General features: G+C 64.0%; 16 protein-coding genes. 6 read left to right on the forward strand and 10 right to left on the reverse strand.

Annotated elements, in window-relative coordinates; all coding sequences use genetic code 11:
- The first annotated feature begins 33 nt into the window (after positions 1–33).
- A complete protein-coding gene (locus ACMGF9_RS08325; RefSeq protein ID WP_004935234.1) occupies positions 34–249 on the forward strand; it encodes a glycogen synthase in 216 nt (71 codons plus the stop codon).
- A gap of 37 nt (positions 250–286) precedes the next feature.
- Here the strand turns inward: ACMGF9_RS08325 and ACMGF9_RS08330 are convergent, their stop codons facing one another.
- Both ACMGF9_RS08330 and ACMGF9_RS08335 read right to left on the reverse strand, forming a co-directional pair.
- Positions 287–1,201 carry a pyridoxamine 5'-phosphate oxidase family protein gene (locus ACMGF9_RS08330; RefSeq protein WP_015378363.1) on the reverse strand — a complete coding sequence of 305 codons (915 nt, stop codon included), beginning with the start codon at positions 1,199–1,201 and terminating at the stop codon, positions 287–289.
- 4 nt (positions 1,202–1,205) lie between these two features.
- Positions 1,206–1,823 (reverse strand): glutathione S-transferase family protein, encoded by a 618-nt coding sequence (locus ACMGF9_RS08335; RefSeq protein ID WP_075685143.1) that lies wholly within the window; start codon positions 1,821–1,823, stop codon positions 1,206–1,208.
- Positions 1,824–1,921: 98 nt separating this feature from the next.
- Between ACMGF9_RS08335 and ACMGF9_RS08340 the strand changes: the two genes are divergently transcribed.
- The 5 genes from ACMGF9_RS08340 (at position 1,922) to ACMGF9_RS08360 (ending at position 6,815) form a co-directional block, all read left to right on the forward strand.
- On the forward strand, positions 1,922–2,833 hold the full coding sequence (locus ACMGF9_RS08340) for a LysR family transcriptional regulator (RefSeq protein ID WP_004935224.1): 912 nt from the start codon (positions 1,922–1,924) through the stop codon (positions 2,831–2,833).
- A 147-nt stretch (positions 2,834–2,980) separates the two neighbouring features.
- Positions 2,981–3,778 (forward strand): alpha/beta hydrolase, encoded by a 798-nt coding sequence (locus ACMGF9_RS08345; protein ID WP_021505798.1) that lies wholly within the window; start codon positions 2,981–2,983, stop codon positions 3,776–3,778.
- Between the two features lies 1 nt (position 3,779).
- Positions 3,780–4,151 (forward strand): RidA family protein, encoded by a 372-nt coding sequence (locus ACMGF9_RS08350; protein ID WP_015378360.1) that lies wholly within the window; start codon positions 3,780–3,782, stop codon positions 4,149–4,151.
- 58 nt (positions 4,152–4,209) lie between these two features.
- Positions 4,210–5,397 (forward strand): aromatic amino acid transaminase, encoded by a 1,188-nt coding sequence (locus tag ACMGF9_RS08355; protein ID WP_414160196.1) that lies wholly within the window; start codon positions 4,210–4,212, stop codon positions 5,395–5,397.
- Between the two features lie 20 nt (positions 5,398–5,417).
- A complete protein-coding gene (locus tag ACMGF9_RS08360; protein ID WP_414160197.1) occupies positions 5,418–6,815 on the forward strand; it encodes an amino acid permease in 1,398 nt (465 codons plus the stop codon).
- Between the two features lie 38 nt (positions 6,816–6,853).
- Here ACMGF9_RS08360 and paaY read toward each other — a convergent pair whose 3' ends face one another.
- The 8 genes from paaY to paaF all read right to left on the reverse strand — a co-directional run bounded on the left by paaY (position 6,854) and on the right by paaF (position 14,545).
- Positions 6,854–7,450 (reverse strand): phenylacetic acid degradation protein PaaY, encoded by a 597-nt coding sequence (gene paaY, locus ACMGF9_RS08365; RefSeq protein ID WP_004935205.1) that lies wholly within the window; start codon positions 7,448–7,450, stop codon positions 6,854–6,856.
- A gap of 12 nt (positions 7,451–7,462) precedes the next feature.
- Complete coding sequence (gene paaX, locus ACMGF9_RS08370; RefSeq protein ID WP_076740701.1) at positions 7,463–8,401, reverse strand: phenylacetic acid degradation operon negative regulatory protein PaaX; 939 nt, start codon at positions 8,399–8,401, stop codon at positions 7,463–7,465.
- 78 nt (positions 8,402–8,479) lie between these two features.
- Entirely contained in the window at positions 8,480–9,787 is a 1,308-nt protein-coding gene (paaK, locus tag ACMGF9_RS08375; RefSeq protein WP_076740702.1) for a phenylacetate--CoA ligase PaaK, read from the reverse strand.
- A gap of 15 nt (positions 9,788–9,802) precedes the next feature.
- On the reverse strand, positions 9,803–11,008 hold the full coding sequence (gene pcaF / locus ACMGF9_RS08380; protein WP_021505792.1) for a 3-oxoadipyl-CoA thiolase: 1,206 nt from the start codon (positions 11,006–11,008) through the stop codon (positions 9,803–9,805).
- Positions 11,005–11,445, reverse strand: coding sequence for a hydroxyphenylacetyl-CoA thioesterase PaaI (gene paaI, locus ACMGF9_RS08385; RefSeq protein ID WP_033643614.1), 441 nt, complete (start codon positions 11,443–11,445; stop codon positions 11,005–11,007). Before paaI ends, pcaF begins: the two co-directional genes overlap by 4 nt.
- The gene (locus tag ACMGF9_RS08390) at positions 11,442–12,974 is read right to left on the reverse strand and encodes a 3-hydroxyacyl-CoA dehydrogenase (protein ID WP_414160198.1); all 1,533 of its coding nucleotides are present in this window, start codon (positions 12,972–12,974) and stop codon (positions 11,442–11,444) included. Before ACMGF9_RS08390 ends, paaI begins: the two co-directional genes overlap by 4 nt.
- Before the next feature lie 2 nt (positions 12,975–12,976).
- Positions 12,977–13,768, reverse strand: coding sequence for a 2-(1,2-epoxy-1,2-dihydrophenyl)acetyl-CoA isomerase PaaG (gene paaG, locus ACMGF9_RS08395; RefSeq protein WP_004935188.1), 792 nt, complete (start codon positions 13,766–13,768; stop codon positions 12,977–12,979).
- Positions 13,769–13,771: 3 nt separating this feature from the next.
- On the reverse strand, positions 13,772–14,545 hold the full coding sequence (paaF, locus tag ACMGF9_RS08400; RefSeq protein WP_322192883.1) for a 2,3-dehydroadipyl-CoA hydratase PaaF: 774 nt from the start codon (positions 14,543–14,545) through the stop codon (positions 13,772–13,774).

Here is a 14,545-nt window from a genome sequence, read left to right on the forward strand (position 1 = left end):
ACCCTTTTCGATGTAATTAAAAGGAGTGTGCGAATGATGAAATCAGTGGACAGACATCTCGCGGCCTACGGCAGCGAAATGGATTTTTTGGCGTCGAGCATCGCTCTGATGGAATGGCAAGGGCGGCAGATTGACGCCGGGCAGGTGGCCGGCAATATGTCGGAGCAGCAAAGCCGCCTGTTCTTTGCGCGGTTGAATTATTTTCGTCAGCTTTATCAGGCCGCATCGGCGGCCGAACACAGCCTGTAATTTCCGAACCAGCCCCGCCGCAGCGGGGCTTTTCATTTCAGCGCTGCCACACCCCGGTCGCCAGCGTCGCCGGCGAATACTCCAGATTACGCCCCCGCCACGGCAACGCCGCCGTAAAACGCCAGGCGCGGCGAACGTCAAACCGCCAATAGCGTTCTGCGCCTTCAACGCCGGGATGCCCCTCTGCTTGCCAGAGGATCTGCGTTTCCCCCTGCAGATGCAGCACGTCACCGCGTTCAAAATCGATGAACAGCAGCGCCGCCCGCGGTTCGGCCAGCAGATTGCCCAGCGTGTTCATATAGCGGTTACCGCGAAAGTCCGGCATCCACAGCGTGTCACCTTCCAGGTGGATAAAGCCGGGGCGGCCGCCGCGATGGGAAATATCGACGCCGCCCTGCGCCAGTGCCAGGTGCGCGCAGCTGGCAACGAAGCTGGTATCCGCGGTGCGGATCAGCGCCTGCGCCGCCGCATCCAGCGAGGCTAAATGCTCAACCGGCTGTGGCCGGCTGTCCACCGGGTAGAGTTCGCGGCGCTGAATGTACTGCGGGCAGTTACCGAAGCTTTGCTGAACGACGATCTCCACCCGGTTTTTGTCGGTGCGGCCGACGGTGCCGTTGGCGCGGTTGCGCCGCCGGTTGCTGAAATCCAGCCCGAGCGCGCCGACCGGTTTGCCGGGCAGCAACAACGCCTGGGCGGGATCGTCGCTGCGACGCGGTGCGCTGATACGCAGGTGCGTGTCGTCCGGCGTGCGTAAAAATCCGGGCGGGCCGGTGAACAGGGTGGCGATGGGCCAGCCTTGTTCATCCAGCGTGGCGACGAACAGGTAGGGCAGCGCGGCGAAAAACGCGCGGTGCTGATCCGGCATCGCAGGGTAGATGCCACCGCCTACACCGCCAAACCCGGCCAGCGTCTGCGCGCGCAGCTCATCGGGATGGAACAGTTGCGGGATCATGGCGTCAGCTCCCCGCCGGTTCCGGCAGGGCCGGCATGGCAAAGAAGCCGGGCAGTGCAGCGATGCGCGCCGCCCAGCGACGTATCGCAGGGTAAGGCGACAGTGAAATGCCGCCTTCGGCCGCGACCGCCACGTAGCTGTGGCAGGCCAGATCGGCGATGGTCGGGTGTTCGCTGGCCAGGTAGTCGCGCTCGCTCAGGTGCTGTTCCATCTGCGGCAGAAAACGATCGCTGATTGCTCGCGCCGCCTGATAGTCCTCCGGCACGGCGAATTGGGCGATCAGTCGGCAAGAGGCCGGGCCGTAGCGGACTTCACCGGCGGCTTTGGAAAGCCAGGCCTGCACTCGCGCCGCCGCCGCCGGCTGTTCCGGCAGCCAGTGGCTGTCCGGCGCATAGCGCTTCACCAGATAGACCAGAATGGCGTTGCTGTCGGCCAGCGTCAGATCGCCATCCTGCAAGACCGGGATCTGGCCGAACGGGTTGAGCCGGCGGAAGGCTGCGCTCTGCCGCACCTCCGCCGAGGCTTCGACCCATGCATAGGGCAGCGCCAGCATGCGCAGCAGCAACGCCACGCGATGAACGTGGCCGGAAAGCGGGGTGCCGTAGAGTGTGATGGTGGACATGGCGTTTCTCCTCAGTGCTTTTTGTCAGCATACTCTTGCGTTGAACGAGCGAAATCCGGCAATGTGGAAATTGATAATTTCACTTTTCGGAAGAATCTATGGATCGGCTAGACGAGTTGGCCATCTTCGTGGCGGTGGTGCAGCAGGGCAGCCTGGCGGCGGCCGGGCGCAAACTGCGGCGTTCGGCGCCGGCGATCACCCGGGCGATCGCCGCACTGGAACAGCGTTTCGGCACCCGATTGGTGGAGCGCACGACCCGGCGGCTGGCGCCTACCGAAGCGGGCGCACGGCTGTTGGAGCGCGCGCAACAGCTGCTGCAGGATTATCAGGCGGTGGTGCAGGATACCGCAGAAGCGCAGCTGAGCGGCTTGCTGCGCGTTACTTCGCCGGTGCAGTTCGGCCGCCGCTACGTGGCGCCGGTGGTGATGGCGTTTCTCGATGACTACCCGCAGATGCAGATCGAAATGGTATTGAACGATCGCAATCTCGATCTGATTGACGAAGGGTTGGATATCGCGGTGCGCATCGGTCATCTGCAGGACTCTTCCCGCGTGGCGCGGCGGCTGGGGCAGGTCAGCCGGGTGACGGTCGCCAGCCCGGATTACCTGGCGCGCTGCGGTGAACCGCGATCGCCGGCGCAGCTGGCGGAGCACGCCACCATCGTCGGCACCCAGCGGCCGTCGCTGCGCGAATGGCGCTTCGGCCCGCAGGAAAACGGCGAGCGCGTGCGATTGACTCCCCGGCTGTTGCTCAACGACGTGGAAGCGCAACTGCTGGCGGTGCGCGCCGGCAAGGGCGTCGCCCGGTTGCTCTCGTATCAGGTGGCGGACGATTTGGCCGCCGGTACGCTGGTGCGGCTGTTGACGGATCATGAGCCGTTGCCGATGCCGGTACAGCTGGTGGCGCAGCAGGCGCAGCACATGCCGCTGAAGGTGCGCGCCTTTTGGGATTATGCATTTGAACGGCTCAGCGCCTTGCCGCAAATTCAGCCGGACGGGCGGGGGAAATAAGCGCAAAAAGTTTCATGGGTTAAACTTTTTCATTATTCATCAGGTTTTATTTTACCGGGCGCGCATTGCTGATGCGCCCGTCTTGACAATAATGTTGCCGGTGCTAATAGTTAATTTACATTTTAAATAATAAACGAAGTTTAATATATGAAACCACTTGCGGGGAGTTATGATAACGGCGCCACGGTGGATAATGAAGCGGCTATTTTGACTTCATTTCAAACTCGCAGCGCGGCTGTTTATAAACAGACGCGCCATGAAAATAATATTGCTTATGGCAACGGCGAACGAGAAACATTGGATTGGCTCTATTCTGCAAAGCGGCATCAGGGGACGTTAATTTTTATTCACGGCGGCTATTGGCAATTCTGCGATAAGGCGGATTTCGCCTTTATCGCCGCCGGGCCGCTGGCGTTGGGTTTTGACGTGGTGTTGGTGGAATATGCGCTGGCGCCGGCGGTGGATCTCGACGAAATATGCCGACAGGTCGGGATGGCGCTGGATGCCATTCAGCGCCGCCTGCCGCCGCACTATGCCCATCCGGTTTATCTGTGCGGCCATTCCGCCGGCGGGCAGCTGGCGGCGTTCTGGCAGCAGCATGCGTTGGTGGATGCCGTCTTTCCCATCAGCGGCCTGTTCGAGCTGGCGCCGTTGCAACAAAGCTATGTTAATCGGGCGCTGCAGCTGAGCGCGCGGCAGATTGAAACGCTCAGCCCGGCACGCCGCCTGCCGACGCGCGGCAAACCGCTTACGCTGTATTACGGCGCATTGGAGCTGCCGGAACTGAGAGGTCAGTCGCAACACTATCATGCAGCGCTGCGCCAACGCGGGCTGCCGGCCGATCTGGTCGCGGTGCCCGGCGCCAATCATTTTACCATTCTGGATGCGTTGTTCGCCGCCGACGGCGTGTTGCTTCACCAACTTAACCACCACGGGAACCACTGACATGCGCGAGATCGTAGAGACCGGGCTGCCGGAGATCGGCCAGCCTTTTTCCTGGGCCACCCGGGGTGGCGGCATGCTGTTTACCGCTCACGGCCCGGTGCGGGCGGACGGCAGCATCGACACCGGCGCGCCGGAGCGACAGATTACGCTGACCTTCGATAATCTGGCGCAGACGCTGGAGGCGGCGGGCAGCCACAGCGATAAGGTGCTGCAGGTGATCGTGTATCTCACCGACGTCAACGACGTTAAATGTCTCGATGATATTTACCGGAAATACTTTAATTATCCTTATCCCAATCGCTCCACGGTCATTGTCGAAAAATTGGTGGTGCCGGGAATGAAAATAGAAATTACCGTCAGCGCCATCGCCTGATTTAATTTCTTCTTAAGTCAGTCTTCATATTAATTCAATAACGAGTTAAGGATGCGTCATGTTTAAACAGATTGCACCTTCCGCCGCCGATCCTATTATGTCGCTGATGGAAGCCTATTTGCAGGATCCCAATCCGAAAAAAGTGAATTTAGGCATTGGGCTCTATTATGACCGACAGGGGAATATTCCGCTGATGCAGGCGGTTGCGGCCGCCGAGCAGCGGTTGCTGGCGCTGCGTCGCCCGCACGGTTATCCGCCGATCGAAGGTTCGCCGCAGTTCGCTCGCCAGGTGCAGACGCTGCTGTTCGGTGAACAACAGGCGGCCGAGATCGCCACGGTGCAGACCGTCGGCGGCTCCGGCGCGTTGAAGCTGGCGGCGGATTTTTTGCGCCACTTTCTGGCGCGCGGTGAAATTTGGGTGTCCGATCCCACCTGGGCCAATCACTGGGCGATTTTCGAAGGCGCCGGGCTGCGGGTGAATACCTATCCCTACTTTGATGAAGCGGCGGGCGGCCTGCGTTTCGCCGCCATGCTCGACGCGTTGGACAGTCTGCCGCCCGGCAGCGTAGTCCTGCTGCATCCTTGCTGCCATAACCCGACCGGCACCGATCTGACGGCGGAGCAGTGGCGCGCCACGCTCGCCGTGCTGCAGCGGCGTAACCTGCTGCCGCTGTTCGACATCGCCTATCAGGGCTTCGGCGACGGGCTGGAGGAGGACTGCTTTGCATTGCGCGAAGCGCTGAAAACCGATCTGCCGTTTTTGGTCTGCAACTCGTTTTCCAAAAACGTCGCGCTGTACGGCCAGCGTCTGGGCGCGCTGTCGGTGCGCTGCGCCGATGCGGAAAATGCCGCCAACGTCAAAGGGGCCTTAAAAACGCTGATCCGCCGCAGCTACTCCTGCCCGCCGACGCACGGCAGCCAGATCGTGGAAACCCTGCTCGGCGACGCCGAACTCGGCGAGCTTTGGCGCAATGAGCTGGCGGAAATGCGCTCGCGCATCAAGCAAATGCGTGAACAGCTGGCCGCCGGGCTGGCGCAGGGCGGCTCTTCGCTGGATCACCGGCGCATACGCGAGCAGCGCGGCATGTTCAGCTATACCGGCCTGAACGAAGCGCAGCTGCAGACCCTGCGGCAGCGCTACGCCATCTATCTGGTCTCGCCCGGCCGCATGTGTCTGCCGGGGCTTAACCCCGGCAACATCGACTATGTGACCGCCGCGATCCTCGACGTCACTCGCACCGCCTAACTCCGCTCGGGAACCCAGCCATGCCACAGATGAATGATTTTGAGCATATCGCCCGCCGTCAGGGTGGGTTGAACAAGCATCTTACCGCCGGGCAGATGTCGATGCTGGCGATTGGCGGCGCCATCGGCACCGGGCTGTTTCTCGGCAGCGCCTACGCCATTCAGATGGCGGGGCCGTCGGTATTGCTGAGCTACCTGATCGGCGGCGTCATTGCGCTGCTGCTGATGGGCAGCCTGGCGGAAATGACCTCCGAACACCCGACGCCCGGCTCGTTCGGCGACTACGCCGAATTCTATCTCGGCCCGCTGTTCGGTTTTCTGGTGCGTTATTCTTACTGGTCTTGCGTGGTGCTGGCGGTGGGCACCGAAGTCACCGCCATCGGCATGTACATGCAGTTCTGGTTCCCGGCGACGCCGACCTGGCCGTGGGTGCTGCTGTTCTCGGCGGCGGTGATCGTCGTTAACGTGATCGGCGTGAAATCGTTCGGCCAGGTGGAATACGCGCTGTCCACCGTCAAAGTAACGGCGATCGTGGCGTTTATTCTGATCGGCATCGGCATTCTGGCGTTCTCGGGCAACCCGGCTTATGGCCTGCGCAACCTGACCGCCGGCGGCTTTATGCCGTTTGGCGTCAAGGGCATGTGGTTCGCGGTGATCGTGTCCATCTTCAGCTACCTGAGCATTGAGATGATCGCGGTGGCCGCCGGCGAGGCGAAAAATCCGGTGATTGCGGTGAAGGCGGCGTTCAAGGGCACCATCGTGCGGCTGTTCATCTTCTACATGCTGTCGATCGCCCTGATGTTGGCCATCGTGCCCTGGCGGCAGTCCGGCACCGGCGAAAGCCCGTTCCTGATGGCGATGAACGTGATCCATCTGCCCGCCGCCGCCGGCATCTTCAACTTTATCGTGCTGGTGGCGGCGCTGTCGGCGATGAACAGCCAGCTGTATATCACCACCCGCATGATGTTCTCGCTGTCGCGTGCCGGGCAAGCGCCGGCGGCGCTGGGGCGCGTCAGCCGGCGCGGCATTCCGGTCAATGCGCTGGCGATGTCGTGCATCGGCATCGTGGTGTCCATCGTCCTGAGCCTGGTGGCGCCGGAAACGTCGTTCGCCGCCATGATGTCCATTTCGGTGTATGGCGCCTGTTTTACCTGGCTGATGATCTTCGTCACCCATCTGTTCTTCCGCCGCCGGCACCGGCAGACCAATCTGAAGTTCCGCATGTGGGGATTCCCCTATACCACCTTACTGGGTGGCGGGCTGATGGCGGCGCTGATGATCTCGACGGCGTTTACCGAATTCTTCCGCATGACGCTGTGGTTCGGTATTCCGTTCACCCTGCTGCTGGTGGTGGCTTATCACTTCCAGAGCCGCCGCGCGGCTGCGCCGTCGCCGCTCAAGGCGCCGGAAGTGGAGTAAATGCGGGGAGGGGCTGAGGCGCACCTCAGCCCTGGGGATTAAAGCTGGCTTTTCGGGATCAGGTGATCGCCGAAGCTCAGGCGCTGGCGGCCCGGTTCGATTTCGGTCAGCGGCGCCACTTCGTGCAGCGAGGATTTGCAGCGCTGCACCAGATCCTGATACTCGCGGGTGCCGGCAATCTTCCAGGCCAGCTCCTGTTCGGTCAGATCGCGCAGCACGCGCGCCGGGCTGCCGACCACCAGCTTGTTGGCTTCGATCGTAGCCGCGGCTTTGACGAACGCCATCGCGCCGACGATGGTGTTCTCGCCGATCTCCGCACCGTCCATCACCACCGCGTTCATGCCCACCATCGCGTTGCGGCGAATGCGGCAGCCGTGCAGGATGGCGCCGTGGCCGATATGGCCGTCTTCTTCCACCACCGTGTCCTGCTGCGGGAAGCCGTGCATCACGCAGTTGTCCTGAATGTTGGCGCCGTCGCAGATCACCAGGCGGCCAAAATCGCCGCGCAGGCTGGCGTTCGGGCCGATATACACGTGTTTGCCGACGATCACGTCGCCGATCAGCACCGCCGTCGGGTGCACGTAACTGCTGGGGTCAACGACCGGCGTCAGGCCGTCAATCTGATACACAGGCATAGCGTGAGTTCCTTAATATGTAGGGTCGCGCGGCAGGCCGCCGAAGCGCCGATAGTAACCGGCGGCCGGCGCGGGCAGGGCGCCGATGGTGGTCTCCGCCAGCGAGCTGACGTACTCCGTCGCGGCGCGATCGACCTGCTGGTAGAGATTGATGCACAGGTTGCGGGCGATTTGGCCCTCCCACTGCGCGGGCAGCAGCGCGTCCGGCAGCAGCGGATCTTTCAACACCACGCGACGGAAGAAGTGAATCAATAATAGCTTAATCTGGAAACAGCGCAGCGGCGTCAGCGCCGCCGGGTCGACTTCGCGCAGCAGCGCCATCAGCGGCCGGAAAGAGACGATAAACTCATGATAACCGGCCGCCACCTCGCTCAATGACCAGCAGTCGGCCACCAGTTTCTGCAGCGTTTGCTCGGAGCGGTTGTAGGGGTAATCGGCGCGGAAGTAGATCACCTGCTCGCTGGCGTTCAATTCGCCGAGCAGCGCCGTCACGTCGGTTTGCGCATGGGTGGGGGCGGCCATCAGGTTGTTGGCGATCTGCCCGAACCCGAGCCAGCCCAGCTCTTTTTTCAGCCGCGCGCGCGCGTTTTTTTCGGCGCATTCCAGCAGCAGCAGCTCCCATTTGCCGTCCCAGGCGGGCTGCTCGCGCAGATAAATTTTCGATTCGGCGTGGCGGAACTGGCGCATCCCCTGCTCGGTCACGCGGTAGAAGCTGCGGCGGCCGATTTTCTCCACCGCCAGCCACCCCTCTTTCTGCAGGCGGAACACCGAGGTGCGCACGAAACGATCGCCGAAACCGAAGGCTTCCAGCAGCGCGCTCAGGCTGCCGAGCCACACTTCGCCGCCGCGGTGGCTGAGCGCGTCGCCGTACAGCGAAATGATCAGCGACGTGCCGCTGATCGGCTGCGCGTCGACGGCATGGCGAATGAACTCATCCAGTTTATGTTCCATATTTTTCCATGGGTTAGCCTTCGATGAGCCACAACATTAACATAATTTGGGGCGGCGTCATCCGTGACGCCGTGCGCCTCAGCGTGGCCGCAGATCGACCACGCGCTGCGCCTTGCCTTCCGAGCGCGGGATATCGCCGCAGTTGGCGATGCTGACGTCGGTGCTGACGCCCACGATCGATTTGATGTGGTGGCGCAGCTGGTGGCAGATGTCGCAACGCTGTTGGTGGCTGAGGCTGAGCGCCGATTCTTTCAGCTCGACGCGCACCGCCAGCGTGTCCAGGTGCCCGCTGCGGCTGACCTGCAGTTGATAGTGCGGCGACAGCTGCTCGAACTGCATGATCTGTTCTTCCACCTGCGACGGGAAGACGTTGACGCCGCGGATGATCAGCATGTCGTCGGAGCGGCCGGTGATCTTGCCCATGCGGCGCATTTGGCGCGCGTCGCCCGGCAGCAGCCGGGTGAGATCGCGGGTGCGATAGCGGATCACCGGCAGCGCCTCTTTGGTCAGAGTGGTGAACACCAGTTCGCCGTGCTCGCCGTCCGGCAGGGCGACGCCGGTCTCCGGGCAGATGATCTCCGGCAGGAAGTGGTCTTCCCAAATGGTGGGGCCGCCGCCGCTTTCCAGACATTCCATCGCCACGCCCGGCCCCATCACCTCCGACAGGCCATAGATATCCAGCGCCTTGATGCCCATGCGGGATTCGATTTCGTGGCGCAGGGCTTCGGTCCAGGGTTCGGCGCCGAACACGCCGAGCCGCAGCGAACAGCCGCGCGCGTCGCCGCCCATCTTGCGTTCCAGTTCGTCGATCAGCGTCAGGCAATAGGACGGCGTCACCATGATGATGTCGGGTTTGAAGTCGAGGATCAGCTGCGCCTGGCGTTCCGTCTGCCCGCCGGACATCGGGATCACCGTCGCGCCGAGCCGCTCCGCGCCGTAGTGCGCCCCCAGGCCGCCGGTGAACAGGCCGTAGCCGTAGGCGACGTGCACCTTGTCTTTGGCGGTGGCGCCGCCGGCGCGCAGGCAGCGGGCGACGATATCGGCCCAGTTATCGATGTCGCGCTGGGTGTAGCCCACCACCGTCGGGCGGCCGGTGGTGCCCGAGGAGGCGTGGATGCGCACCACCTGCTCCATCGGCACCGCGAAGGTGTCGAACGGGTAGTTGTCGCGCAGATCCTGCTTGGTGGTGTAGGGGAAGCGCGCCAGATCGCTCAGCTGCTTAAGATCGTCGGGGTGTACGCCCGCCTGATCGAACTTGCGCTTGTACATCGGCACATTGTCGTAGGCGTGGTGCAGCGTCCACTTCAAACGCGCCAACTGCAACACTTCAATCTCATCGCGCGAGGCGAATTCGATCGTTTCGAGGGGCTGTGGATTTATTGTCATGGTTAGCCTCAGGGGTCAGACACGCTCAATGATCATGGCGATGCCTTGGCCGACGCCGATGCACATGGTGCAAAGCGCGTAGCGGCCGGCTCGCCGTTCCAGTTCAAACAGGGCGGCCAGCGCCAGGCGCGCGCCGCTCATGCCCAGCGGATGCCCCAGAGCGATCGCGCCGCCGTTGGGGTTAACCTGCGGGGCATCGTCCGGCAGGCCAAGCTGGCGCATCACCGCCAACGCCTGGGCGGCGAACGCTTCGTTCAGTTCGATGACGTCCATCTGCGCCAGGCTCAGCCCGGCGATCTCCAGCACCTTGCGGGTGGCCGGCAGCGGGCCGATGCCCATCAGCCGCGGCTCCACGCCGCAGGTGGCGGTGGCAACGATGCGCGCGCGCGGCGTCAGCCCCTGGCGCACCGCCATTGCTTCGGAGGCGACGATCAGCGCCGCCGCGCCGTCGTTCAGGCCCGAGGCGTTGCCGGCGGTGACGCTGCCGGGCTGACGGAATGGGGTTTTCAGCGCCTGCAGCTGCTCGAAGGTGGTGTCGGCGCGCGGGTGTTCATCCTGGCTGAACAGGGTGACCACGCCTTTTTTACCGGTGAGGCTGACCGGGGCTATCTCCTGCGCCAGGTGGCCCAGCGCCTGCGCCCGGGCGGCGCGCTGCTGGCTGCGCAGCGCAAAGGCGTCCTGATCGGCGCGGCTGATATTGAACTGCGCCGCGACGTTTTCGGCGGTCTCCGGCATCGAATCGGTGCCGAACTCGGCCTGCATGCGCGGGTTGACGAAGCGCCAGCCGAGGGTGGTGTCGTACAGCTGCGCCTGGCGGCTGAAGGCGCTGTCGGCCTTGCCCATCACCAGCGGCGCGCGGGTCATCGACTCCGCGCCGCCGGCCAGCAGCAGCCCGGCGTCGCCGGCTTTGATGCTGCGCGCCGCCATTGCCAACGCATCCAGGCCCGAACCGCACAGGCGGTTCACCGTGGTGCCGGAAACGCCGACCGGCAATCCGGCCAGCAGCAGCGCCATGCGCGCCAGATTGCGGTTGTCTTCCCCGGCCTGGTTGGCGCAGCCGAGGATCACGTCGTCCAGCTGTGCCCAATCCACCTGCGGATGGCGCTCCAGCAGCACGCGCAGCGGCAGGGCGGCGAGGTCGTCAGCGCGCACCTGCGCCAGCGCGCCGCCGTAGCGGCCGATCGGGGTGCGCACGCCGTCGCAGATAAATGCCTGATTCATGCCTGATCTCCTAAAATGCTGTGGCCAAGGCGGTGCGCGCGGCCGCGAAACCAGGCGACGGTTTTGCCCTGTTGATTGACGATTTCGACGTCATACAGCCCGGTGGCTTTGCCCTGATGGCGCATCTGGGCGCTGGCGGTGAGGCGATCGCCGGCCAGCGCCGGGCGGACGAAGTCGATGCTGCAGCCGGAGGCCACCGCCGCCAACCCCTGGCTATTGCAGGCGTAGGCGAAGGCGGTGTCCGCCAGGCTGAACAGTTGGCCGCCGTGGCAGGTTTGGTGGCCGTTGAGCATCTGCGGGCCGACGGTCATGCTGACCTGCGCGTACCCGACGTCGACGGCATCGATGTGCATCCCCATCGCCTGAGCGCAGGTATCTTGCTGGAACATCTGTTCGGCGCAGCGCTGAGCCAGCGCGCGCGGCGTATTGGCGTTCATCGTTCGGCTCCTGGGAAAGAGGCGGGGGAAGCGTAGCGGCGCAGCAGCGGCATCGGGCGATAGCGCGCTTCGCCGTAATAGCGTTGCAGGTTTTCCAGCGTCGTCAGAATGTGACGCCAGCCGAGTGCGGCGCCCCAGGCCAGCGGGCCGCGCGGATAGTTGACGCCGCGCAGCATCGCCAGATCGGTATCTTCGGCGCCGGCGACGCCTTTGTTCACCACGTCGAGCGCTTCGTTGGCCAGCATGGCCAGGGTGCGCATCGTCAGCAGGCCGGGATAATCCGGCAGTTGAATGACCTGCTTGCCGAGGGACTGCAGCAGGCGAATCGCGTTGGCATTGTGTTGCGCACCGTTTTGCGCCGCGCAGCTGATGGCGATGGCGGAGGCATGCGCATAGTCGGCACAGAGATCGAACAGCACCACAGGCGTTCCACGTTCGTCGGCCAGTTGGCCGGCGGTTTTACCATTGGTTAACATCAGTGTAACGTCGTCGATCGTGAGGTACGGGCTGGTCTGGCCAGGTTGTTTGATCGCCCCCGCATTTTCGATCAACAGTTCCGCTAAATCGGCCAGCGAAGACCAGTCGCCGTGCAGCGTGACGCGTTGCGGCGGCGCGGCCTGCGCCGGCGGCGCAAAGGCGATCATCTCTGCGGCGGGGCGTTGCGCGTCGTAGCGGTAGAAGCCGCGGCCGGATTTGCGGCCGAGATGTCCGGCGGCCACCAACTCCTGCTGCACCAGAGAGGGGGTGAAGCGCGGATCCTGGTAGAAGGCCTGATACACCGAGTCGGTCACGGCGTAATTGACGTCTTGGCCGATCAGATCGGTCAACTGCAGCGGGCCCATGGCGAAGCCGCCGGCGTCGCGCATGACTGCATCCAGGGTGGCGACGTCGGCCACCCGTTCCTCCAGCGCGCGCAGGGTTTCGGCGTAGAACGGCCGCGCCACGCGATTGACGATGAATCCCGGCGTTGAACGGCACACGACGCTTTGCTTACCCCAGCGCTGCGCCAGAGCCTGCAGCGCCGCGAGGGTCTCTGCCCCGGTCTCCAGACCGCTGACGATCTCCACCAGCTTCATCAGTGGCGCCGGGTTGAAGAAGTGCAGCCCGGCCATGCGCGCCGGGTGTTGCAAGGCGCCGGCGATGGCGGTGATCGACAGCGAAGAGGTATTGCTGGCGAACAGCGCCGTGGGCGAGCAGACCGCTTCCAGATCGCGGAACAGGCTCTGCTTAATCGCCAGATTTTCCGCCACCGCTTCAATTACCAGCGCGCTGTTGGCCAGTTGCTCGAGCGAATCGGCGCGTTCGAGGCGCGCCAGCAGCGCCTCGGTGGCGTTGGCGTCGGCCTTGCCGCCGTCGACCCGCTGGCGCAGGCGGCGAGTGAGTTCATCGATCGCGCGCTGGGCGGCGGCGGGCGCGATATCGAACAGCCGCACCGGGTGACCGGCGGCGGCGGCCACCTGCGCAATGCCGATGCCCATGGTGCCGGCGCCGATCACCGCCACCTGGCCGTTAAGAAGGGACGCGTTCATGGCTATTTCCCGCTGAAGTTTGGCGTGCGCTTGGCGAAGAACGCGCTGACGCCTTCGCGGTAGTCGTCGCTGCGGCCGCCCAATCGCTGCAGATCGCGCTCCAGATCGAGTTGTTGATCGAGGCTGTTGGTGGCCGAACTGTAGATGGCTTTCTTGATTAGCCCCAGACCGTAAGTCGGCTGGGTGGCCAGATGGCGAGCCAGCGTTTGCGTGCGGTCGGCCAATTCATCCGCCGGCACCACCTGCCAGATCATGCCCCACTCCAGCGCCTGTTGGGCGCTGATTTTGTCGCCCAGCATGGCCATGCCCATCGCGCGGGCGTGGCCGGCCAGCCGCGGCAGGAACCAGCTGCCGCCGGAATCCGGCACCAGCCCCAAACGGCAGAACGACTGAATAAAGCTGGCGTTGTCGGCGGCGATGACGATATCGCACGCCAGGGCCAGCGCGGCACCGGCGCCGGCCGCCACACCGTTGACCGCGCATACCACCGGTTTCGGCAGGGCGGTCAGGCGGCGGATCAGGGGGTTGTAGAAACGTTCGACCGACAGGCCGAGATCCGGCGCTTGTTGATCGGCGCTGACGTTGCGATCGTTGAGATCCTGCCCGGCGCAGAAACCGCGCCCGGCGCCGGCGATCAGCAGGCAGCGCACGCTGTCGTCGCGCTCGGCCTGCGTCAGCGCTTCGCTCAGCTGGCGATGCATCTCGTCATTAAAGCTGTTGAGCCGATCCGGCCGGTTGAGGGTCAGCGTCAACACGCCGGCGTCGAGATGGCTGAGAATCAATGCGTTATCCATAAATCAGCGCCCCTGATAGTTTGGCGTACGTTTTTCGAAAAAGGCGGCGATGCCTTCGCGGCGATCGTCGGTGGCGGCCAGGGTGACAAATTGCTGACGCTCCATCGCCAGCCCCTGGCTAAGGCCGATTTCCTCGGCCTGTTTTAGCGCCTGTTTGGCGGCGCGCAGCGCCAGCGGCGCCTGACGGCTGATGCGATCGGCAATCTGCTGCGTGCGCTCCAGCGTCAGAGCATCGACGCACACTTCACTGATAAGGCCGGCCTGCAGCGCGGTGCGGGCGTCGATGGCTTCGCCGGTCAGTACCATCTGGCTGGCGCGCGCCTTGCCGACGCAGCGGATCAGGCGCTGGGTGCCGCCGGCGCCCGGCATCAGGCCGAGGGTGATCTCCGGCAGGCCGAAGCGGGCGCTTTCGCCGCCGATAACGATGTCGCAGGCCAGCGCCAACTCGCAGCCGGCGCCCAGGGCATAGCCGTTCACCGCCGCCAGCAGCGGCTTGCTGAACTGCGCCAGCCGCTGCCACAGCTGCGGACGGCTGTCCGCCAGCGCGGCCGGCAGATCCTGTTGTTGCAGTTCGCGCAGATCGGCCCCGGCGGCGAAGAAGCGCGCCGCGCCGGCGATCACCACGGCGCCCACGCCGCTGTCGGCGTCAGCCTGCTCCAGCCGGGTAACCAGCTGTTCCAGGCACGGCGTGCTCAGGGCGTTGCGCGCCTCCGGGCGATGCAGCGTCAGCGTGACCACGCGGTGTTGCTGCTGATGCAAAATAAAGGGGGTATCCAT

This window comes from Serratia sp. BNK-23 (assembly GCF_047456145.1).
GTDB lineage: Bacteria > Pseudomonadota > Gammaproteobacteria > Enterobacterales > Enterobacteriaceae > Serratia > Serratia nematodiphila.

What these genes read in the sequence shown, in the direction of transcription:
- ACMGF9_RS08325 (WP_004935234.1), top strand. Translation starts at nt 34, where the DNA reads ATGATGAAATCAGTGGACAGACATCTCGCGGCCTACGGCAGCGAAATG.
- ACMGF9_RS08330 (WP_015378363.1), bottom strand. Translation starts at nt 1,201, where the DNA reads ATGATCCCGCAACTGTTCCATCCCGATGAGCTGCGCGCGCAGACGCTG.
- ACMGF9_RS08335 (WP_075685143.1), bottom strand. Translation starts at nt 1,823, where the DNA reads ATGTCCACCATCACACTCTACGGCACCCCGCTTTCCGGCCACGTTCAT.
- ACMGF9_RS08340 (WP_004935224.1), top strand. Translation starts at nt 1,922, where the DNA reads ATGGATCGGCTAGACGAGTTGGCCATCTTCGTGGCGGTGGTGCAGCAG.
- ACMGF9_RS08345 (WP_021505798.1), top strand. Translation starts at nt 2,981, where the DNA reads ATGAAACCACTTGCGGGGAGTTATGATAACGGCGCCACGGTGGATAAT.
- ACMGF9_RS08350 (WP_015378360.1), top strand. Translation starts at nt 3,780, where the DNA reads ATGCGCGAGATCGTAGAGACCGGGCTGCCGGAGATCGGCCAGCCTTTT.
- ACMGF9_RS08355 (WP_414160196.1), top strand. Translation starts at nt 4,210, where the DNA reads ATGTTTAAACAGATTGCACCTTCCGCCGCCGATCCTATTATGTCGCTG.
- ACMGF9_RS08360 (WP_414160197.1), top strand. Translation starts at nt 5,418, where the DNA reads ATGCCACAGATGAATGATTTTGAGCATATCGCCCGCCGTCAGGGTGGG.
- paaY (WP_004935205.1), bottom strand. Translation starts at nt 7,450, where the DNA reads ATGCCTGTGTATCAGATTGACGGCCTGACGCCGGTCGTTGACCCCAGC.
- paaX (WP_076740701.1), bottom strand. Translation starts at nt 8,401, where the DNA reads ATGGAACATAAACTGGATGAGTTCATTCGCCATGCCGTCGACGCGCAG.
- paaK (WP_076740702.1), bottom strand. Translation starts at nt 9,787, where the DNA reads ATGACAATAAATCCACAGCCCCTCGAAACGATCGAATTCGCCTCGCGC.
- pcaF (WP_021505792.1), bottom strand. Translation starts at nt 11,008, where the DNA reads ATGAATCAGGCATTTATCTGCGACGGCGTGCGCACCCCGATCGGCCGC.
- paaI (WP_033643614.1), bottom strand. Translation starts at nt 11,445, where the DNA reads ATGAACGCCAATACGCCGCGCGCGCTGGCTCAGCGCTGCGCCGAACAG.
- ACMGF9_RS08390 (WP_414160198.1), bottom strand. Translation starts at nt 12,974, where the DNA reads ATGAACGCGTCCCTTCTTAACGGCCAGGTGGCGGTGATCGGCGCCGGC.
- paaG (WP_004935188.1), bottom strand. Translation starts at nt 13,768, where the DNA reads ATGGATAACGCATTGATTCTCAGCCATCTCGACGCCGGCGTGTTGACG.
- paaF (WP_322192883.1), bottom strand. Translation starts at nt 14,545, where the DNA reads ATGGATACCCCCTTTATTTTGCATCAGCAGCAACACCGCGTGGTCACG.